This is a genomic window from Lactobacillus sp. W8174 (assembly GCF_016100975.1).
Taxonomy (GTDB): domain Bacteria; phylum Bacillota; class Bacilli; order Lactobacillales; family Lactobacillaceae; genus Lactobacillus; species Lactobacillus juensis.
Genome location: NZ_JACFRN010000003.1, coordinates 21,804 through 39,231, shown reverse-complemented (window position 1 = coordinate 39,231; position 17,428 = coordinate 21,804). Strand labels below are relative to the sequence as shown.

The following is a 17,428-nucleotide window of genomic DNA, read 5'->3' as shown; positions in this document are numbered from 1 at the left end:
ACTTGCTAATATTTTAAAGCTAAATTAAAATATTATATATCATATAATATTAGGGGAGGCAAAGCATGGCAATCCAAATACCAACTCGTTTGTTAGACGGTGCGGTTTTAGCTTTTCTAAAGCAAGAAGATCTGTATGGCTACGCTTTGACACAAAATGTGCAAAAGATTTTTTCTATCTCCGAGTCAACTATCTATCCTGTTTTACGCAGATTAAAAAAGAATAACTGCTTAACAACTTATGATGAGCCTTATCAAGGACGTAACCGGCGCTATTATCACATTACTGACGAAGGGATAAGGTTGCTAAATACAATTCAAGATGAATGGCAAGATTTTAGTGCAAGAGTTAATCAAGTATTAGGAGGGCAAAATGACCAAAGTAATTGATGATTATATTTCCGAACTAGAACAAAACTTAGCTGATTTACCTGCCAAAGATCGCGAAGATGTTGTCGAATTTTACCACGAATTTTTATTGGACGGCGACTTCATCAGACGTTCTACCATCGAAGCTGAACTAGGAACACCTAAACAATTAGCAATCAATATATTAGCCGATTATTCAAGCAAAGATGATTCTATTTCTCTAGCAAAGGAGACTCCGAAGTCAAACCTAAAGGCCAGCTGGTACATTTTATTAGGAATTTGTGCTGCTCCAATTGGCATCCCGCTCGCTTTAGCAATTTTATTCGTGCTCTTCTTTATACTAGCAGTTTTCTTTGGCTTATTTTTTACGATAATAGCCTTTTTGTTTAAATTCTTTGTCGGTGGTGGCTTAAACTTTCTTAAGTCATTAACCCTGCTATTCACTCACAACTGGCCAGTCGGCTGTCTTTATTTGGGTAAATCCTTAATTTGCATTGGCATTATTCTTTTATTACTCCCATTTATTATCAAATTAGGGAAAATTTTAATTGCCAAGTGTACCCAGTTTATGCGTAACCTTGGTAAAAATATTTTAAAGAAAAATTATTTTCAAACTAATACCGGAAAAAATACAGATAAGGAAAAATAAAAATGAAAAAGTTTTATAAAATTTGTGGACTAATCTTTGGACTGGTAGTGCTTATCGGGCTGATTCTACTAGTCGTATTTAGATTAAACGATAACCCATCACATGATTATAATGGTAAACACGCTCATTATAATGAAAGCAAGACTTTTTACGTGAATAAGTTCGACAATATTAAGTTAGCCTGTTACAGACCCGATATCCGAATTTCACTTAAGGATATTAACAAGTTTAAAGTGGTGGTTAGAGGTGGTCACGGAGCAGACATCAAAAAAATAAAAACTAATGTCTCTAACAATCAGCTCACTATTTCGGATCAGCCAGAACATCATTATAACGATGGTTATTATAGCGTTGATGTATATGTTCCTGCTAAAAGCGCCATAAAAAAGATAACTGGTTTCTGTGAAGAAGGCGATTTTTATATCAACAGTTTAATTGTTCCCCACATCAATTTGACAATAGAAGATGGCGACGTTTTGCTTAATAAGCTTACTGCGAAAAGCCTTGACCTAAAATCAAATGACGGTGACCTCAAAGTAAATCAGTCGACTTTTTCACGTAGTTCACTTAGCTTAAACGATGGCGATGCCAAAATTAGCGACTCACAAATACTAGGTAACAGCTCGGTTATGTTGAATGACGGTGACTTTTTAATGTCAAACGCCCCTAAAATCAACTATGTATTGACAAACCATTCGGATGATAAAATCATGTTTAAAGGCTCTCACCATTCGAATCATTTTGCAAAAAAAGTTAAAAATAAACCCGTACTAAAAGTTACCAGCATGGATGGCGATATTCTAATTAATTAGTAGGTAATAAAATTTTACTTAGATGTTTTCTTGGTTAGTAATACCCATTTTAAAATTAAAAACTTATCTAAAATAAGGAGATTCAAAATGAAAAAGTTTTACCTAATCAGTATTGCCATCATTACTATCGGTATAATTTTGCTTGGTATTGGTGAAACAAATGGCGGCAGAGAAGATATCAATAATATCCATTCAGGCATAACAACCAATATTGAAAACTTTTTTAATCGTAATCAAACTCACGCAGACTCACATCATGTACCAGCAAAATCCCGTACCTTCAATGTAGGCAAATTCTCTAAAATTAATATTGACGCTGAAGAACCCAACATCCAAATTGCTAAAGGAGACAACTTCCAAGTTAAAGTTAGCGGTCCTAATGTAAAAAAGATCAGTGCCAAGGTTCATGATGAGAAACTGACCATTTCAGACAATGGTGCTTATGAGGATGGTAATTATAAGGTAATTGTCACTGTTCCAGAAGCAAGCTCGCTAAAAGAAATAACTGGATCATCTTCTGAGGGCAATGTTCATTTAGCTGATTTGACAGTTACTGACCTCGACTTGCAGGTTGAAGACGGTAATGTCAGTGCTGAAAACGTTACAACTCACAAAGCCAATTTTGACCTGGTAAACGGTGACTTAAAAATTACTAATTCAACTTTAACAAGTGGTATCTTGAACTTGAGTGAAGGTAATTTAACTGTTACAAATAGTCAATTTAAAATTAAGGCAACTTTGGGTGACGGTGATGTCAGAGTCAATGATTCAAAATTACTGGCTGACAGTTCCTTTAATTTGAGTGAAGGAGATTTCCAAATGAGCAGGTCTCCCAAGATCAGTTACCAGCTTTCAACCGCTTCAGATGATGATCTTGTCTTTCATGGCAATAATCATCGCAAACACTTTTCTAAAAAATTAAAGGGTTTGCCTTTGCTTAAAGTTACAAGCGGGGATGGGGATATAGTTATTAATTAAAAATTCCAAAAGACTTGAGTTGGGAAGCTTTTGTCACATTAAAATAAATATAAGAATAAAAAAGGCATTATTTTTTATTTCTATATTGTCTAAATCAAGTTGTGGTGCTAATATTTACTAAATATAATATTAGATCTAGATTAAAGAAAGAAAATTACAATGAAAATTCATTTTAACGGGTCGCTTGACTTTCAAAATAAACCGGATCCTGAACCACATGAAATTGACCTATCTTCATTTACCAACATCATAACGGATCTTTATGCCTTTAGCATTGATATTCATTCTGGAACAAATTATCATGTAACAATTTGTGGTAATGACAAAGACTATGTAACTGCTGAAGTTAAAGAGCAAACTTTATTTATTCGTGAAAAAGGACATAATTCTCATAGTTTTACTTTTGATACTTCTTTCAAAATAAATAAAATAATAGTTACTGTTCCAGAGGATGCACCGCTTAACACACTGCAAGCAAACGAACATGCTGGAAGCGTTTTTTTATCTGGCCTTAATCTGCGACAGTTTAAATTAAAAAATGAAGCCGGTTCAACCAAATTGCTCAACGTTACTATAACTGAAGAGGCAAAACTTAATTTAGAAGCAGGCAGTTTGTCAATCAGCCACTGCAGTATAAACCTAAAAGCAAAACTTTCTGCTGGTTCGGTTAAAATTGATAATTTGCAAGGAAAAAGTCAATTTATACTCTCTAGCGGATCATTTAAAATGAATGACAACAATAATACTAAGACTGGTTATGATTTATCTGCTAATATCGGGACAATATATTTTCATGGTAATAGAGAAGGCCAGAGCTTTTATTGCCCAGGGGATGAGCAAAACCAAGTGACTGTTCAATGCGAAGTGGGCTCAATCAAAATTATATAAAAAGTCTTACCCTAACCTATTCAGGCAAAGGTAAGACTTTTTTGATACCAAAATTAGCGCTGGACATCAATGACAAACGAATTAATATCACCGCGGTATTCCGCAATTGAATATTCAATAGGTCGTTCATCGGCAGTTAGGCCTTGAGTATGAAAGTAAAAGATCGGCTTGTTAACTGCAATGTTAAGCAAGTTAGCAGTAGTTTCATCTGCTTGCATTACTTCCAGCTTTCTAATTACCCGTGTGACTTTTAAATGGTATTTTTCTAGAGTACTATATAAAGAATCCTGGGCAAAATTATAATTGATTAATTCCGGTATCCGCTGCTTGGGCACATAGGTTGCAACCAAAACAATCGGTTGGTCATTAGCATAGCGCAATCGTACCAACTTAAAGACCGGTGCTTTTTCAGGCAACTTTAAATTCTTGCTCACTTCAGGCGTGGCTTTTTCTTCATCAAAATAAAGCAAATTAGTTTTAGGGTATATTCCCTTGGCACTCATTTCTTCGCTATAACTTTCAATCAAATGAGTGAATTCTTGCTCAATTTTAACCTTTTTAACTAATGTCCCTCGTTTACGTCGACGTTCCAGATAGCCTTGATTAACTAACAATGAGATTGCTTGTCGCATTGTTGGCCTGCTCACTTGATATTTATCCGCTAATTCAGTTTCTGCTGGAATAATAGTATTTTGCGGATAAAAACCAGTTTGTATTTTGTTCAAAAGATCACTGGCAATTACTTGGTATTTAGGGAGTTCTTTTTCTGCCAATTAACCCCACCACTTTCATTCTGTTAATTATACCATTATAAAAATACTATACCATGCAAAAAATCAGTGTAAAGATCTGCAATCTACTACTTTACACTGACTTTTTATTTACGCTTAAATTTCAATTGCACTGATACCGTCTTTTTCAAACCTTTGCTTAAAGGTTTCAATGATTTTGACGCCAGAGCTTGTGCCTATCCGTTCGGCCCCAGCTGCAATCATTGCCAGGAAATCATCAGTATTACGGATTCCTCCTGCTGCTTTGACTTTAACATTCGGGCCAACATTTTCCTTCATCAGCTTAACATCTTCTACTTTTGCACCAGCAGTACCAAAGCCAGTTGAAGTCTTGACAAAATCAGGCTTCACCTCTTTTGCAATTACAGCTAGCTGCTTAATTTCAGCTTTAGTTAAGTAACAGGTCTCAAAAATAACCTTACATGGTACATCGTGATCATGGCAAAGCTTAACCATTTGAGTCATTTCATCTTCAATATAAGACCAATTATGAGCCCTCACTTGCGTTAAGTTAACAACATAATCAATCTCATTAGCACCATTTTGTAACGCATCTTTAGTTTCTGCCAATTTGCAGGCTACCGTTGTTTGACCCAAAGGGAAACTAATTGCAGCTCCGGTATCAATATCAGTCCCCTTTAACTGTTGGGCGCAAAATTCTGACTGGACCTCATTAATTGCTACCATCTTGAAATGATATTTTTTAGCTTCATCGCACAACTTTTTCATGTCGTCTTCAGTAGCATCCGCATGTAAGTTAGTATGATCAATTAATCGTGCAAAGTCATCTATTGTATATTTCATTGTTATTCTCCTTTTTGTAATTACATAAACTGATTTTAACCACAGAAATTTATAATGTCAACCGCCTGATTTTTTTATAAAAAATAGTGTTTGACTTATATAAAGCGATTACATATAATTGTGTTGTAAATTAATATGTATTTACAAAAGGAGTGATTTTAGTGAAAATATTATTAACTTCACATGGACATCTAGCACAAGGCATCGCTTCTGGTTTTGAATTTATTGCCGGCAAATCAGACCATATCATGACACTTGAATTAGATGAAAGAGGAATTGGCTCATACCGTGATCGTCTGCAAGAGCTGCTTGACAATGAAACAGAGTTAGTCTTAATTCTGGCAGATTTAAAAGGTGGAACTCCATACAATGAATCCTTTAAGTACTACTTAGCTCATACAGAAAGAATACGAGTAGTCAGTGGGTTAAATTTACCAATGCTTTTAGAACTTATCCCTCAGCTTTCTGACAACACAACGCTTGATGAAGCCGTGCAGACAGTTTTGCAGGCAGGAACCAATGGCATTGAAGTTGCTCAAGACCAGCAAGATGATGATGACGAGATTGAATTTTAAGTAAATAAGAAAGGTGTATTAATAATGAGTATTTCAGTAGTAAGAATTGATGATCGGGTAATTCACGGTCAAACTATGACCCGGTGGACAAAGGCACGTCCAGTGAATGGCATCTTAGTTGTCGGTGATAATATTGCCCACGACAAGCTGCGCCGCAAGGTCTTAAAAGCAGCTGCTAACGATTTAAAAGTTGGAATTTACACGGTTGCTGAGGCTGGCGACAAAATTAAAAAAGGAATTGAGTCTAAGAAGAAATTTTTCTTAATCAGTGACTCTCCCAAGACTTTTGCCCAAATGGCAGACATGGGAATTGATTTTGGCAAAGTATTAAATGTTGGTCCGATGAATACCCGTCCAGGAACTAAGGTGCTCGGACGAACCGTAGCTATTGATCAAGATGACTATAACGCTTTTGAAGATATTGCCAAGCATGGCATTGATATTCAATTTCAGCTATTACCTGATGATGAAATTAAGCCTTGGTCAACCATGAAAAAGAAATATGATTCTATGTCCTAATTTTTGGAGGCAATAAAAATGAATAATTTATTTTTTCCCGCACTTTTAACAGGAATTTTCTGTTACCTGGGAGCGATTGAAACACCTTGGCTATTTGGTATGTCCGGAGGTTTCTACATTGTTGGTAGGCCCTTGGTAGCCGGTTTACTAGTCGGCCTGGCCTTTGGTGACATTAAAAATGGTATTTTGTGCGGCTTAGCTGTCCAAGCGGTTTTCATTGCCAACCTGTCAACTGGAGGCGCCACTAACAGTGAAATTACTTATGCAGCTTATGGTGGCATTGGCTTAGCTATGGCGACCACTAAAAATCCTGCAATCGCTGTTACCTTAGCCATTCTTATTGGTCAGACATTTGGCTTAATTTTCTATAACGGCAGAATGGCTCTCTACTCTTTCTGGAATACCCGCGCAGAAAACGCTGCTCATAATAATGATGATCGCGGTATTGTTCTGAACCATCTAGTTTATCCACAAATCACTACCTTCCTTTTACGTGCTGTACCAGTTTTTCTGGCAATTTATTATGGCAAGGGTTTAGTCAATTGGTTAATTGACAGCATTCCCGCTATTGTAACCCACATTATTCAGGTTTTGGGCGGTGTTTTACCAGCCTTAGGTATTGCCATGTTAATGAGCATAGTAATCAAAAACAAATCACACTTTATTTTCTTCTTTGTCGGCTTTGTTTTACTTGCTTTTGCCAAATTAAGCATGATTGCAATTGTCTTTATTTCTGCTTTAGTCGCATATCTGTATTACATGTCAACTGGTAAAAGCAGTACTCCGACTGCTACCAGCTCTGCCAATAATGCAGAACAGGCGGTTGATAATGATGACGAATATGAAGATGAAGATCTATTTTAATGAGAGGTGTTAAAGATGGCTACAAAAGAAAATAATACTGAACCACAAAAGCTACTATCAAAGCATGAACTTAATCAAATTTGGTACCGGTGGGGGTTTACACACCTCAGTTCAATGAGTTATGAAAAGTTGCAGGGACATGCTTGGGCATATTCTTATTTACCATTTGCGCGCAAATATTATAAAAATGATCCTGAGAAAAAAAGACGCTTGCTTGAGCGTCATTCCATGTTTTACAATACCGAACCGCAAACAGGTCAAATTATTAATGGGATTGTTGCTTCCCTTGAAGAACAAATTGCTTTGGGTAACGATGTTTCTGAAGAAATGCCCGTTAACATTAAAGCCACTTTAATGGGTCCTTTAGCTGGCATTGGGGATTCAATTATTCAAGGCATTATCGTTCCTATTTTGTTATCAATTGCAATGAGCTTGGCTAAAGGCGGCAGTCCCGTCGGACCATTATTTTACATTATTGCTTATGGCATAATTGGGCCTACAATTTCCTACATTGCTTTTCACAGTGGCTATAAATTAGGTGTTGGCGCAATTGACACTATTGTAGGTGAAAATTCCAAGAGAATTACTGATGCGTTTAACATCTTAGGCGTAATGGTTGTAGGAGCCTTAGCCGCAAATACAATTGTCTTAAAAACTGTGGCTAAAATTCCTTTAGGAGGCAAATCACAGCCTTTACAAACAGTCCTTGACGGTATTTTCCCTGGACTCTTACCATTAGCTATGGTTATTTTAGGCTGGTGGCTTGTTTCCAGTAAACAAATGACAGCTACTAAAGTAATTATCATCATGGTTGTGATTGTAACTATCGGTTGTTTGATTGGGTTATTTTAATAAAAGTTCATTTTTACACTGCTTTTTGGCAGATAATAGAGTACACTTTGATTAGTGTGCTCTTTTTATATATAATATTTAAAATTACAAAAAATATTTTTTATTTCTATATATGTTGATAGATTAAATGGTAGTTTAAACTGGTTTAGCAATCTTTTTAATCTTGGACAATTCATGATAAAATTACTTAATGGCGTTATTGAAAGAAGGGTTCGATGGGCAAGCGAAAATTCTTCTATCATCATTTAACAGATGATTTGGTAGTTAGCCTGAACCAAGATTATCATTTACCAAATAGTTATGCTATTTTTCCGAAATCATTAGGTGGAAAAGTTTGGTCTAAGATTGTACGTCCTTTAGGACATCTAATTAGTATAGTCTATATTAATTTGATCCTAAGAGTACGAATAGTTGGCAAAGAAAAATTGCAAGCTATAAATGATCAGGGATTTTTTATCTATGGTAATCATACCCAAACTTTTGGTGATGTGGTTTTGCCACTCAGTATTGTTCCTGCAAAAAACTATTACGCTATTGCAGCACAATCCAATTGGGGTATTCCTATTTTAGGAAAACTAGTTTTACCATATTTTGGACTTCCTGTTGGTCAAAACATAGAACAATCTGCCAAATTGATTAAAGCAATCACTGCGGTTATTAAAGCCAAAAAGGTAGTTGTCATTTATCCTGAATCACATGTTTGGCCTTATTACACTAAAATCAGGCCCTTTCCAGTGAACAGCATGCATTTTCCTGTTGCACTTGATTCTGCCAGCTTTACTATGACTACAACTTATTCTAAGCCCAGATGGGGTAAGAAACCGCAGATAACTGTCTATATCGACGGACCCTTCTATCCAGATAAACGTCTTACTAAAAAGCAGGCGCAAGAAAAGCTGCATCAGCAGGTTTATCAGACAATGCAAAAACGAGCCTTAACAAGTGATTTCGAATATTGCATGTATCAAAAAATAAATTAAGGAGTTCTCAATGAATATTCTTTTTTGCGGTGATCATAACGCCGAAGATGGCATTCTTATCGCTACACTTTCATTAATAAAAAATAGCAGTGCAAAGGAACTCCATATCTATATCCTAACAATGTACACTCAAAGCTATCACAAGAAATTTAAGCCTTTCAGCAAGCATGCTGCCGACTATTTAAAAGAACTTTTGGTAAAACAAAATCCGCACAATACGTTAAAATTAATGGACTGCACGGGACTATTCGTCAGAGAGCCGCTAATAGCTAACATGAGTACCCATTTTACTCCTTATGCTATGCTCAGGCTCTTCGCTGACGAAATACCCCAGTTGCCAAATAAAATACTGTACCTCGACGCTGATGTAATAGTCAGGCGAAGTCTCGTTAGTTTTTACCAACAAGATCTAACTAATTATGAATTTGCTGGTGTTCTTGATTACTGGGGACGGTTCTTTTTCCACAATCTGCACGAGCATAAAGTATTTGACTACATTAATTCCGGCGTCTTGCTGCTTAATCTCCCAGAAATTAGAAAAACTAAATTATTCGCTAGAATCAGGCATCTTCTGCAAACCCGAACCGTATTAATGCCTGATCAAACTGCAATTAACCGTTATGCCAGAAATAAGAAAATTGCCCCGCGTCGTTATAATGAACAGTATAAATTACAGTCGGACACCGTAATTCAGCATTTTACTACCAGTTTCCGTTTCTGGCCCGTTTTTCATACTCTGACTGTTAAGCCCTGGGATGTTAAGCGGGTACATACAGTACTAAAATTGCACGAATATGATGACATTCTGAATTACTATCTCAATGTGAAAAGCAATTTAGTACAAAAATAATGTTTGGAGAAAATAAATATATGACAATTCCAGTTTTTTATGCAATTAGTGATGATTTTACAAAATACGCAGCAGTTTCGCTGAACTCTTTAGTAAAGAATGCTGCTGAGGATAAAGATTATACTATCTATTTTTTAAGTCAGGACTTATCAGCGCAGCACAAACAAGATCTATTAGAAATAGGTTCTTCTAATGTTCATGTTAAATTCTTTAAGATTAACGATGAAATAGTTGCACCAATTCAAAATCGTACCGAAAACTATTTACGGGCTGACTTCTTTACAATGTCAATTTTTTACCGCTTATTTATTCCTGATCTGTTTCCCCAATATGATAAGGCAATTTATATCGACAGTGACACAATCGTAAATGACGATATTGGTAAATTGTATGATACAGAACTTGGCAATAACCTCTTTGCAGCTTGTACCGATTCCTCCATTCAATTTGTAACAAAAATGGTTGCCTATATTAAAGAAGTATTAGTTCTTGATCCTAAAAAATACATTAATTCCGGCATGCTGGTTTTAAACTGTAAAGCCTTTCGCGATGAGAATTTCATTGATCATTTCATGCGTTTACTCAGTAAATATCATTTTGACTGTATTGCCCCAGATCAAGATTATTTAAACGAAATTGGCGATAAAAGAATTTTACACTTAGATCCCAAATGGGATGCCATGCCAAATGATAATACTGAGCCCTTAACTAATCCCAGTTTGATCCACTACAACCTCTTCTTTAAACCATGGCATTTTAAAAATGTTCAATATGAAGAATATTTCTGGAAGAGCGCAAAAGAAACAAAGTTTTATAATGAATTGCTAACTGGACTAAATAATTATACTGATAAGCAACGTGATGAAGATCGGCATAAATTAGATCACATGCTGGCTAAAGAAGATAAAACTATTAATGACCCACACAACTGGGCTAATGTGAAAAAGCAAGGACCTGTCAGTTTATGATTATTGGCGACAATCGTGAACAAGTTATTCAAAATATTAAAGAAGCCGTTAATAACGGCAAATGGGATGCTAAAGTCGAAGTTGGTGATCCTGTTCTTTCTATAAAGGAAAGTAAAAAACTAGTCAATGCTTTTTGGCAAGAGCAAAAAACTATTAAGGGAAAAGTTAACAATCGGATTGGTCATTTACTTTTCAATTCTTTGATGCACATTCTCACATCGTCCACGACATTTACCGGACTGGAAAATTTGGCTAATTTGCCACAAGGCGGAGCAATTATTACTGCTAATCATTTTAATCAAATTGATTCCCTACCTATTAAGCACCTAGCAAATAAAACCCACCATTCTTTAACTATTGCTATTGAAGATACCAACTTAAAATTGCCAGGTATATTATGTTACCTAATGAACTACGTTGGCACAATTCCTTTAATAGAAACTCCCAGCTATATCGGTAACGAATTTCCGCGTCACCTGCATGATGCGCTAGAACAAAACAGTTGGGTTTTAATTTATCCTGAACAAGAAATGTGGTGGAATTACCGCAAGCCCCGCGAATTAAAACGAGGCGCCTATTACTTTGCTGCCAAGCAAAATGTGCCGGTTATTTCAACTTTTATTGAAATTCAAACAACTGACAAATTAGAAAAGGACCACCCTAATTTTTACCAAACTAAATATGTAGTTCACGTTTTGCCACCTATCTTTCCTGATGTTAAACTGAATGCCAATGAAAATTCCAAGCTAATGATGAAGCGCGATTACCAACAAAAAGTAGCAGCCTATGAAAAGGCTTACCAGCGTAAGTTAGATTCAGCTTTTACCCCCTGGGATATTGCTGGCTGGCGTTTTAACTATAAAAAAAAATCAAAGTAAAAGTTAGACTTGTTGATTCTTTGAGCTATAATATAGGTGACAATAAGTAAGTGTATTTGGAAAGGGGATATCTCCAATGGAGAAGTTTACAAAAGAATCTTTAGCAAAATATGATGGTAAAAATGGTAATCCAGCTTATGTTGCTATTAAAGGTGTTGTTTATGATGTCACTGGTAATCCACACTGGACTAATGGTGAACACCATGGTAACTTGGCAGGACGCGATTTGACTGTTGCAATAGGACAATCACCTCATGGTGAAAGTGTCTTAGGCAACCTGAAAAAGGTCGGTACCTACGAAGATTAATTAGATAATATAAATAAAAAAACAGGCACATCAATGTGATGATATGCCTGTTTTTTTGATAATTAATAATTTAAGTCTTTTTCTGATAAATTATTGCCGTTACTTTGGATCACCCTCTTGTACCAATAAAATGATTTCTTTTTTAACCTTTTGCATGAGCCACTGCCATCATCATGCAGATCAACATAAATAAGCCCGTATCGTTTACTCATTTCTCCTGTTGATGAACTTACTAGATCAATGCAGCCCCAAGGGGTATAACCAATTACTTGGGCACCATCATAAATAGCACCACTAATTGCTTCAATATGCTTTTTGAGATAATCGATTCTGTAATCGTCATAAATTTTATTTAGGGCAGTTATTTTATCTTTAGCTCCGACACCATTTTCAACGATAAAGAGCGGTTTTTGGTACCGGTCATATAATTTGTCTAAAATTACGCGCAAGCCTATTGGATCTATTTGCCAGCCCCATTGAGTAACAGTTAAAAACGGGTTTTTAACACTTTGGGTTAGATTTCCTGGCACAATTTCTCGCTTGTTAATCTTATCGATAGTATTAGACTGGTAGTAGCTTAAAGAAATAAAATCAACAGTCCCCTCAGCAATTTCTTTAAATTCGGCTTTTGTCCAGTCAATACTTTTCTCTGTCAAACCATAATCCTGTAAAAACCTGTGCGTATAACTAGGATAATACCCTCTTACCTGAACATCTGAACAAAAGAAATTAAAATCTTGCTCTCTGTGTAAAGTTGCCAGCTGATTTTCTGGATTGCAGTCATAAGAATAATTGGCCGTAGAAAGAATCATGCAGCCCATTTTAATTTCTGGAGCCAATTGGTGCGCAAACTTAACTATTCTGGCACTTGCGACAAATTGATTATGCCATGCTTGAAAAACATTCTTAAAGTTTTTAGACCCAGTGCGAGGTATTAAAGCCTGAGAAAGAACTGGAAAATGCAATGCAGAATTAATTTCATTAAATGTAATAAAATACTTTACTTTATTTGCATACCTAGACAAAATCACCTGTGCGAACTTGACAAAATAGTCAATCATCTTTTTGTTTGCCCAGCTATTTAACTTCTTAATCAAATTTAAAGGAACCTCATAATGAGAAAGTGTAATAACCGGCTCAATCTGATATTTTAAACATTCATCTATTAAATTATCATAAAACTGCAACCCTGCATTATTAGGTTTTTCTTCATCACCATTAGGAAAAACGCGACTCCATGAAATAGAAAAACGGTAACATTTAAAGCCCATTTCTTTAAATAAACGAATGTCTTCTTGATATCTGTGATAGTGGTCAATACCAAAATGATTGGGATATTGATACTTCTTTTCATCTATTTGCCAGTTAAAATCGTTACGATTAACTATTTTTAATCTATCTTTTCCTCCAGGCATTGCATCAACCGTTGAAGGCTTTCTACCGTCCTCTAAATATGCACCTTCAATCTGAGATGCTGCAGTAGCACCGCCCCAAAGAAAGTTTTCAGGAAAGTTGTCATAATTCATTATCTTTATACTCCGTTTGTTGATTCAAAAAATTATATAATCCTCCATATAAGTTAGCATCGCTCAAAAAAGTGGTAGTTACGATTTCCGGTAGTTCGATGTTTTTAGCGATTTTGGGAGATTTTTCAACAGCAGTGAATAATTCCAATTTTATTTGCCTAAGCAAAACTGGCTGATTACTAATACCTCCACCAATTGCTACTCTTTGAATATCAATCACACTATGTATATTTAAGATGGTAGTCGCAATGGCCGCACAATAGTCTTTAAATATTGTCCAAATCGCTGGATCCTCGTTATTGATAGCCTCAAAAACTTTTTTACCATCATCAATATTGGATAAATTTTTATGTTTTGCACATTTTTCAATCATATTTAAAGCAGAACATAACTTACCGACAATATTATTTTGGTCAATAGTTTTTCCTAAAGTGATAAAACTAATTTCTCCAGCCTGATCATGAAAGCCACGCAAAATTTTACCATTTACTATTATTCCGCCACCTACGCCAGTGCCTAGAATAATTACTGCACCATTAGCAATATTATGCATACTACCGCGCCATATTTCAGCTAAAGTTGCAGCTCGACCATCGTTTTCTACTTCAACTGGAACATGATATTTATTTCCTAATATGTGTTTAAAATTAAATTGATCAAGATAGTGTAGCGAGCCCCCGTGATATACAATTCCAGTTTTAGAATCAACTTTACCTGGGACACTGACGGCAATTCCTTTTATATTAACCAAATATTTTTTTACGATCTTATCAATCGTTTTGCCAAAATCAGAAATATTATTAGGTGTGCTAGTATAATCTTTTGTTATTAAGTTTCCTGACTTATCAAATAAGCCAAATTTAATATTCGTGCCGCCTATATCTATACTAAGATATTTACACATATTACCTTTCCCATCTTTTATCTTACTTATAATACTTCTTTAACAAGTAAATTGGTGTGCAACTCCATGCATGACAATAACTATTTATTGCTAAATTATTATATGGCGAAAAGTCTAGATCATCTGGCTTAAAGGCTTCCCAAAAAGTATCAGCACCTAAGTCAAGCATACTTCCCCAATATTTTTTAATTAATTTTATAGCCAGCTCATTATTACCCGATTCAAAAAGCGCTGCGGCAATATGATGATACATATATGGTGTAGTAATATCTTTAAACGGATAAAACTTTTTCATACTTACAGCCATAAGTTGCTGATTTTCTTCATCTGTTAAAATGTGGGCTAACACCATCCAAACTTGGCTTGCTACGTTAATTTCTTTGCTTTTTCCACTAACAAAAAAGCCAGTTTTTTTATCATATAAATTATTAAGAGCAGCTTCTACGATATCTTGTAATTTATTAGTATAGTCTGTCATATCTTCATTAACAACCTGACCCAAAGAAATGAACTGCTTAAGTGCATAAATTAAAATAGCAGTTGCACATGTTGATTTATCAAAGTTATTACCAGAATCAACATATATTGGCCAATCCGATTTTAGCTCAACTAAATTTTGCTTATTTAAGTAAAGCAGTGCTTGTGCCAATTCTCGTTTAGCCGGAAGAAACAAATCTTTTACAGTCTCTTTGTCATGGTATTGTTGATAATAATCATACAAAGTTGAAATGAAAAATAAACCATAATCATATAAGAAAGTATCATCAGGAATAGGTTCTGAACCTGTAAATAAATTGCTGGTAATTCTGCCACTACTGGTCGGCAAAGCTCCAAATAAATATAAACACCGCTTTACTAAGTTCTGATCGTTAAAGGAAGCATAATTTGCTAATGCCTGCAAGCGCAAATCACCTAGCCACAGTCTTCGATCTCTTTTTGGCCCATCTTCAAAAACATCTTGCATACAGTCCTGCAAAGTTTTTGCACTTACTGCAATAATTTTATTTAATTGATCATCATCTGTTTTAAAAGTTGTTACATTGGCTAACGAAACTGCACTCTTAGCTTCAAAAGTGGGATTATGGAATACAACTTTCCATTTAGGCGAAGTATCGATTACTTCTAGTTTGATGTACCTGCATGAATATCTTCTATTTAATTTTAAAACTGTAGGGAGTTGGTCAACATGGACGTAGTCTTCTTGAAGCCAAGACTTACTGAGTGCGCCATCATATGGTTCTGTTATTTTTACAAACTCAACTGGTTGTTCAGCAAAAACCAAATGTAAAAATAAAGGTGCATCCATTGGCGAGCCTACAGAAGAAATTTCGACACTAAAATAGCCCACATGATGATTGCCTAAATCTAAAATAATAGAATCGCCTTTACCCAATTTAATGTGACTAAGGTTCTCCAACTTTTGATTTGAAGCTTTAATGGTTATATCGTCTATTCCCTTGCCTTTAGTAACGGTTACCAGTTTTTGCGGCACCACTGTTTCTGTTAACAAAGGTTTTTGTGCATCTTTAGCTTTTTCCAAAAACTTGTTATTTCTGACAAAATCTATTTTTTTACCTGTTTGAAAATGCATGAAATTACCTCCTTATACTTAATTTACAGTTTTTACTTTTCTAAAAGCTGCTACTAATGTAATTACTGCCAAAATAACTAAAATTATTCCAGCGTTAATAATAGCAAACTTGCCAGTTTTACCAATGAAACTACCGGCATATGGCGAAATGAATGAGCCAAAATTAGATCCAACTAAAGCTAAGGATGTATAAAATGGCGCATTTTGTGGTAAAGCAACTTCACTTATACGGTTAAAAATATACGGAGTTACATTAGAAGCAGCAAAACCAGTTAAAATATTTAACAAATAAATTATGCCCATTACCTTAGTAAAACCAATCATTATGAAACCTAGTCCTACTAATGCTAAACCGGCTGGTAATAAATATTGCCTTAAATGTTTGTATAAATAGCCAAAACACATTCCACCTAATAATCCGGCTAAATTATGGATACTCCAAGCTGTTGCTGCTTGAGGAGCAGTACCAATTTTGTTTTGAACTAGAAAAGTTGGTAATTTGACTGAAAGAATCATAAAGCAAACCATTGCCATAAACATGAGGAACATTAAAGTAATAAGTAGCCCTTTCCCTGTTTGACTTTGACCTGATTTCTTACCATCTGTTTCAGTATTACTTTCTTCATCTATGTAACCTTCCTTTTCAGGAACAGGTACGAAAATGACAAACAGAATAACGGCTGGAATAAACAATAAATAAACTAAATACGAAGCATGCCAACTAATTTTTAACAATTGTCCAGCAAAATAAGTCATAAGAGAGGTACCGACACCGGCAACGGCTGAACGCCAGCCCATTAGTTTTGCTCGTTCATCACCTTTGAAAAAGGTCCCGATTAAACTAATTGCTAAAGGGTTAGCTAAACCAATACCTATACCCAAAACTGCACGAGAAATTAAAACTACCATGTATGAATCAGAAAAAGCAGGAACAATTGAGCTCACGGCTGCTATTACCATCCCTAACAGAGCTGTTTGCTTTTGCCCTATTTTTTTAACAATTACTCCACTGACTAGTACAAATACTGTTACAAACATTGAGACAATAGTCGTTAACATTTCTACATTTGTTAGAGAAACATTACTAAAAGTCTTCGCCATGCCTGGTATAGTAGCAGTAATAACACTAGCTGCCTGTTCAACAATATTTAAAAACAATAATGCAATAATCAACATTATTTTTCTTGTTTTACTCAATATCTTCACCTTCCTATAAATATTAATTCTGATCAATCCCAGTGCACTTAGATTCTGCAATAACTATAGTCAAAATTTCACAGAAATATTTGCTCAATATTAATATTTTTTGTATTATATTATTATT

20 protein-coding genes are annotated in these 17,428 nt (G+C 35.2%); 14 read left to right on the top strand and 6 right to left on the bottom strand.

Features of this window, described 5'->3' with window-relative positions:
* The first annotated feature begins 65 nt into the window (after positions 1 to 65).
* From H3U49_RS04925 to H3U49_RS04905, 5 genes are all read left to right on the top strand, one after another.
* On the top strand, positions 66 to 389 hold the full coding sequence (locus tag H3U49_RS04925) for a PadR family transcriptional regulator (RefSeq protein ID WP_198180144.1): 324 nt from the start codon (positions 66 to 68) through the stop codon (positions 387 to 389).
* Positions 373 to 1,017 (top strand): DUF1700 domain-containing protein, encoded by a 645-nt coding sequence (locus H3U49_RS04920; RefSeq protein WP_198180142.1) that lies wholly within the window; start codon positions 373 to 375, stop codon positions 1,015 to 1,017. Before H3U49_RS04925 ends, H3U49_RS04920 begins: the two co-directional genes overlap by 17 nt.
* Before the next feature lie 2 nt (positions 1,018 to 1,019).
* Positions 1,020 to 1,829, top strand: a complete 810-nt coding sequence (locus H3U49_RS04915) for a DUF4097 family beta strand repeat-containing protein (RefSeq protein WP_198180140.1) — start codon at positions 1,020 to 1,022, stop codon at positions 1,827 to 1,829.
* 87 nt (positions 1,830 to 1,916) lie between these two features.
* Positions 1,917 to 2,807, top strand: a complete 891-nt coding sequence (locus tag H3U49_RS04910) for a DUF4097 family beta strand repeat-containing protein (RefSeq protein WP_198180138.1) — start codon at positions 1,917 to 1,919, stop codon at positions 2,805 to 2,807.
* Between the two features lie 159 nt (positions 2,808 to 2,966).
* Entirely contained in the window at positions 2,967 to 3,695 is a 729-nt protein-coding gene (locus tag H3U49_RS04905) for a DUF4097 family beta strand repeat-containing protein (protein WP_198180136.1), read from the top strand.
* A 53-nt stretch (positions 3,696 to 3,748) separates the two neighbouring features.
* On the opposite strand, the gene H3U49_RS04900 is transcribed toward H3U49_RS04905, so the two are convergent.
* Together H3U49_RS04900 and deoC are read right to left on the bottom strand one after the other, a co-directional pair.
* A complete protein-coding gene (locus tag H3U49_RS04900) occupies positions 3,749 to 4,468 on the bottom strand; it encodes a GntR family transcriptional regulator (RefSeq protein WP_198180134.1) in 720 nt (239 codons plus the stop codon).
* Between the two features lie 114 nt (positions 4,469 to 4,582).
* Positions 4,583 to 5,290, bottom strand: a complete 708-nt coding sequence (deoC, locus tag H3U49_RS04895; RefSeq protein WP_198180132.1) for a deoxyribose-phosphate aldolase — start codon at positions 5,288 to 5,290, stop codon at positions 4,583 to 4,585.
* 161 nt (positions 5,291 to 5,451) lie between these two features.
* On the opposite strand from deoC, the gene H3U49_RS04890 reads away from it, so the two are divergent.
* From H3U49_RS04890 to H3U49_RS04850, 9 genes are all read left to right on the top strand, one after another.
* Positions 5,452 to 5,865: a PTS sugar transporter subunit IIA gene (locus tag H3U49_RS04890; protein WP_198180130.1), complete on the top strand. Its 414-nt coding sequence runs from the start codon at positions 5,452 to 5,454 to the stop codon at positions 5,863 to 5,865.
* A 24-nt stretch (positions 5,866 to 5,889) separates the two neighbouring features.
* Positions 5,890 to 6,384: a PTS sugar transporter subunit IIB gene (locus tag H3U49_RS04885; RefSeq protein ID WP_198180128.1), complete on the top strand. Its 495-nt coding sequence runs from the start codon at positions 5,890 to 5,892 to the stop codon at positions 6,382 to 6,384.
* 18 nt (positions 6,385 to 6,402) lie between these two features.
* Entirely contained in the window at positions 6,403 to 7,248 is an 846-nt protein-coding gene (locus H3U49_RS04880; RefSeq protein ID WP_198180126.1) for a PTS sugar transporter subunit IIC, read from the top strand.
* A 15-nt stretch (positions 7,249 to 7,263) separates the two neighbouring features.
* A complete protein-coding gene (locus H3U49_RS04875; RefSeq protein WP_198180124.1) occupies positions 7,264 to 8,100 on the top strand; it encodes a PTS system mannose/fructose/sorbose family transporter subunit IID in 837 nt (278 codons plus the stop codon).
* 215 nt (positions 8,101 to 8,315) lie between these two features.
* Positions 8,316 to 9,080, top strand: a complete 765-nt coding sequence (locus H3U49_RS04870) for a 1-acyl-sn-glycerol-3-phosphate acyltransferase (RefSeq protein ID WP_198180122.1) — start codon at positions 8,316 to 8,318, stop codon at positions 9,078 to 9,080.
* 10 nt (positions 9,081 to 9,090) lie between these two features.
* Positions 9,091 to 9,930 carry a glycosyltransferase family 8 protein gene (locus H3U49_RS04865; RefSeq protein ID WP_198180120.1) on the top strand — a complete coding sequence of 280 codons (840 nt, stop codon included), beginning with the start codon at positions 9,091 to 9,093 and terminating at the stop codon, positions 9,928 to 9,930.
* 20 nt (positions 9,931 to 9,950) lie between these two features.
* The gene (locus tag H3U49_RS04860) at positions 9,951 to 10,898 is read left to right on the top strand and encodes a glycosyltransferase family 8 protein (RefSeq protein WP_198180118.1); all 948 of its coding nucleotides are present in this window, start codon (positions 9,951 to 9,953) and stop codon (positions 10,896 to 10,898) included.
* Positions 10,895 to 11,776, top strand: coding sequence for a lysophospholipid acyltransferase family protein (locus H3U49_RS04855; protein ID WP_198180116.1), 882 nt, complete (start codon positions 10,895 to 10,897; stop codon positions 11,774 to 11,776). The genes H3U49_RS04860 and H3U49_RS04855 overlap by 4 nt, the downstream gene beginning before the upstream one ends.
* Before the next feature lie 76 nt (positions 11,777 to 11,852).
* Positions 11,853 to 12,083: a cytochrome b5 domain-containing protein gene (locus tag H3U49_RS04850; protein ID WP_045927361.1), complete on the top strand. Its 231-nt coding sequence runs from the start codon at positions 11,853 to 11,855 to the stop codon at positions 12,081 to 12,083.
* Positions 12,084 to 12,145: 62 nt separating this feature from the next.
* On the opposite strand, the gene H3U49_RS04845 is transcribed toward H3U49_RS04850, so the two are convergent.
* The 4 genes from H3U49_RS04845 to H3U49_RS04830 are packed head-to-tail and all read right to left on the bottom strand — an operon-like array spanning position 12,146 to position 17,310.
* On the bottom strand, positions 12,146 to 13,609 hold the full coding sequence (locus H3U49_RS04845) for a glycoside hydrolase family 1 protein (RefSeq protein WP_198180114.1): 1,464 nt from the start codon (positions 13,607 to 13,609) through the stop codon (positions 12,146 to 12,148).
* On the bottom strand, positions 13,599 to 14,513 hold the full coding sequence (locus tag H3U49_RS04840; protein WP_198180112.1) for an ROK family protein: 915 nt from the start codon (positions 14,511 to 14,513) through the stop codon (positions 13,599 to 13,601). Before H3U49_RS04840 ends, H3U49_RS04845 begins: the two co-directional genes overlap by 11 nt.
* A 22-nt stretch (positions 14,514 to 14,535) precedes the next feature.
* Positions 14,536 to 16,104 carry an alpha-rhamnosidase gene (locus H3U49_RS04835; protein ID WP_198180110.1) on the bottom strand — a complete coding sequence of 523 codons (1,569 nt, stop codon included), beginning with the start codon at positions 16,102 to 16,104 and terminating at the stop codon, positions 14,536 to 14,538.
* Between the two features lie 18 nt (positions 16,105 to 16,122).
* Entirely contained in the window at positions 16,123 to 17,310 is a 1,188-nt protein-coding gene (locus tag H3U49_RS04830; RefSeq protein WP_370567304.1) for an MFS transporter, read from the bottom strand.
* Between the last annotated feature and the right edge of the window lie 118 nt (positions 17,311 to 17,428).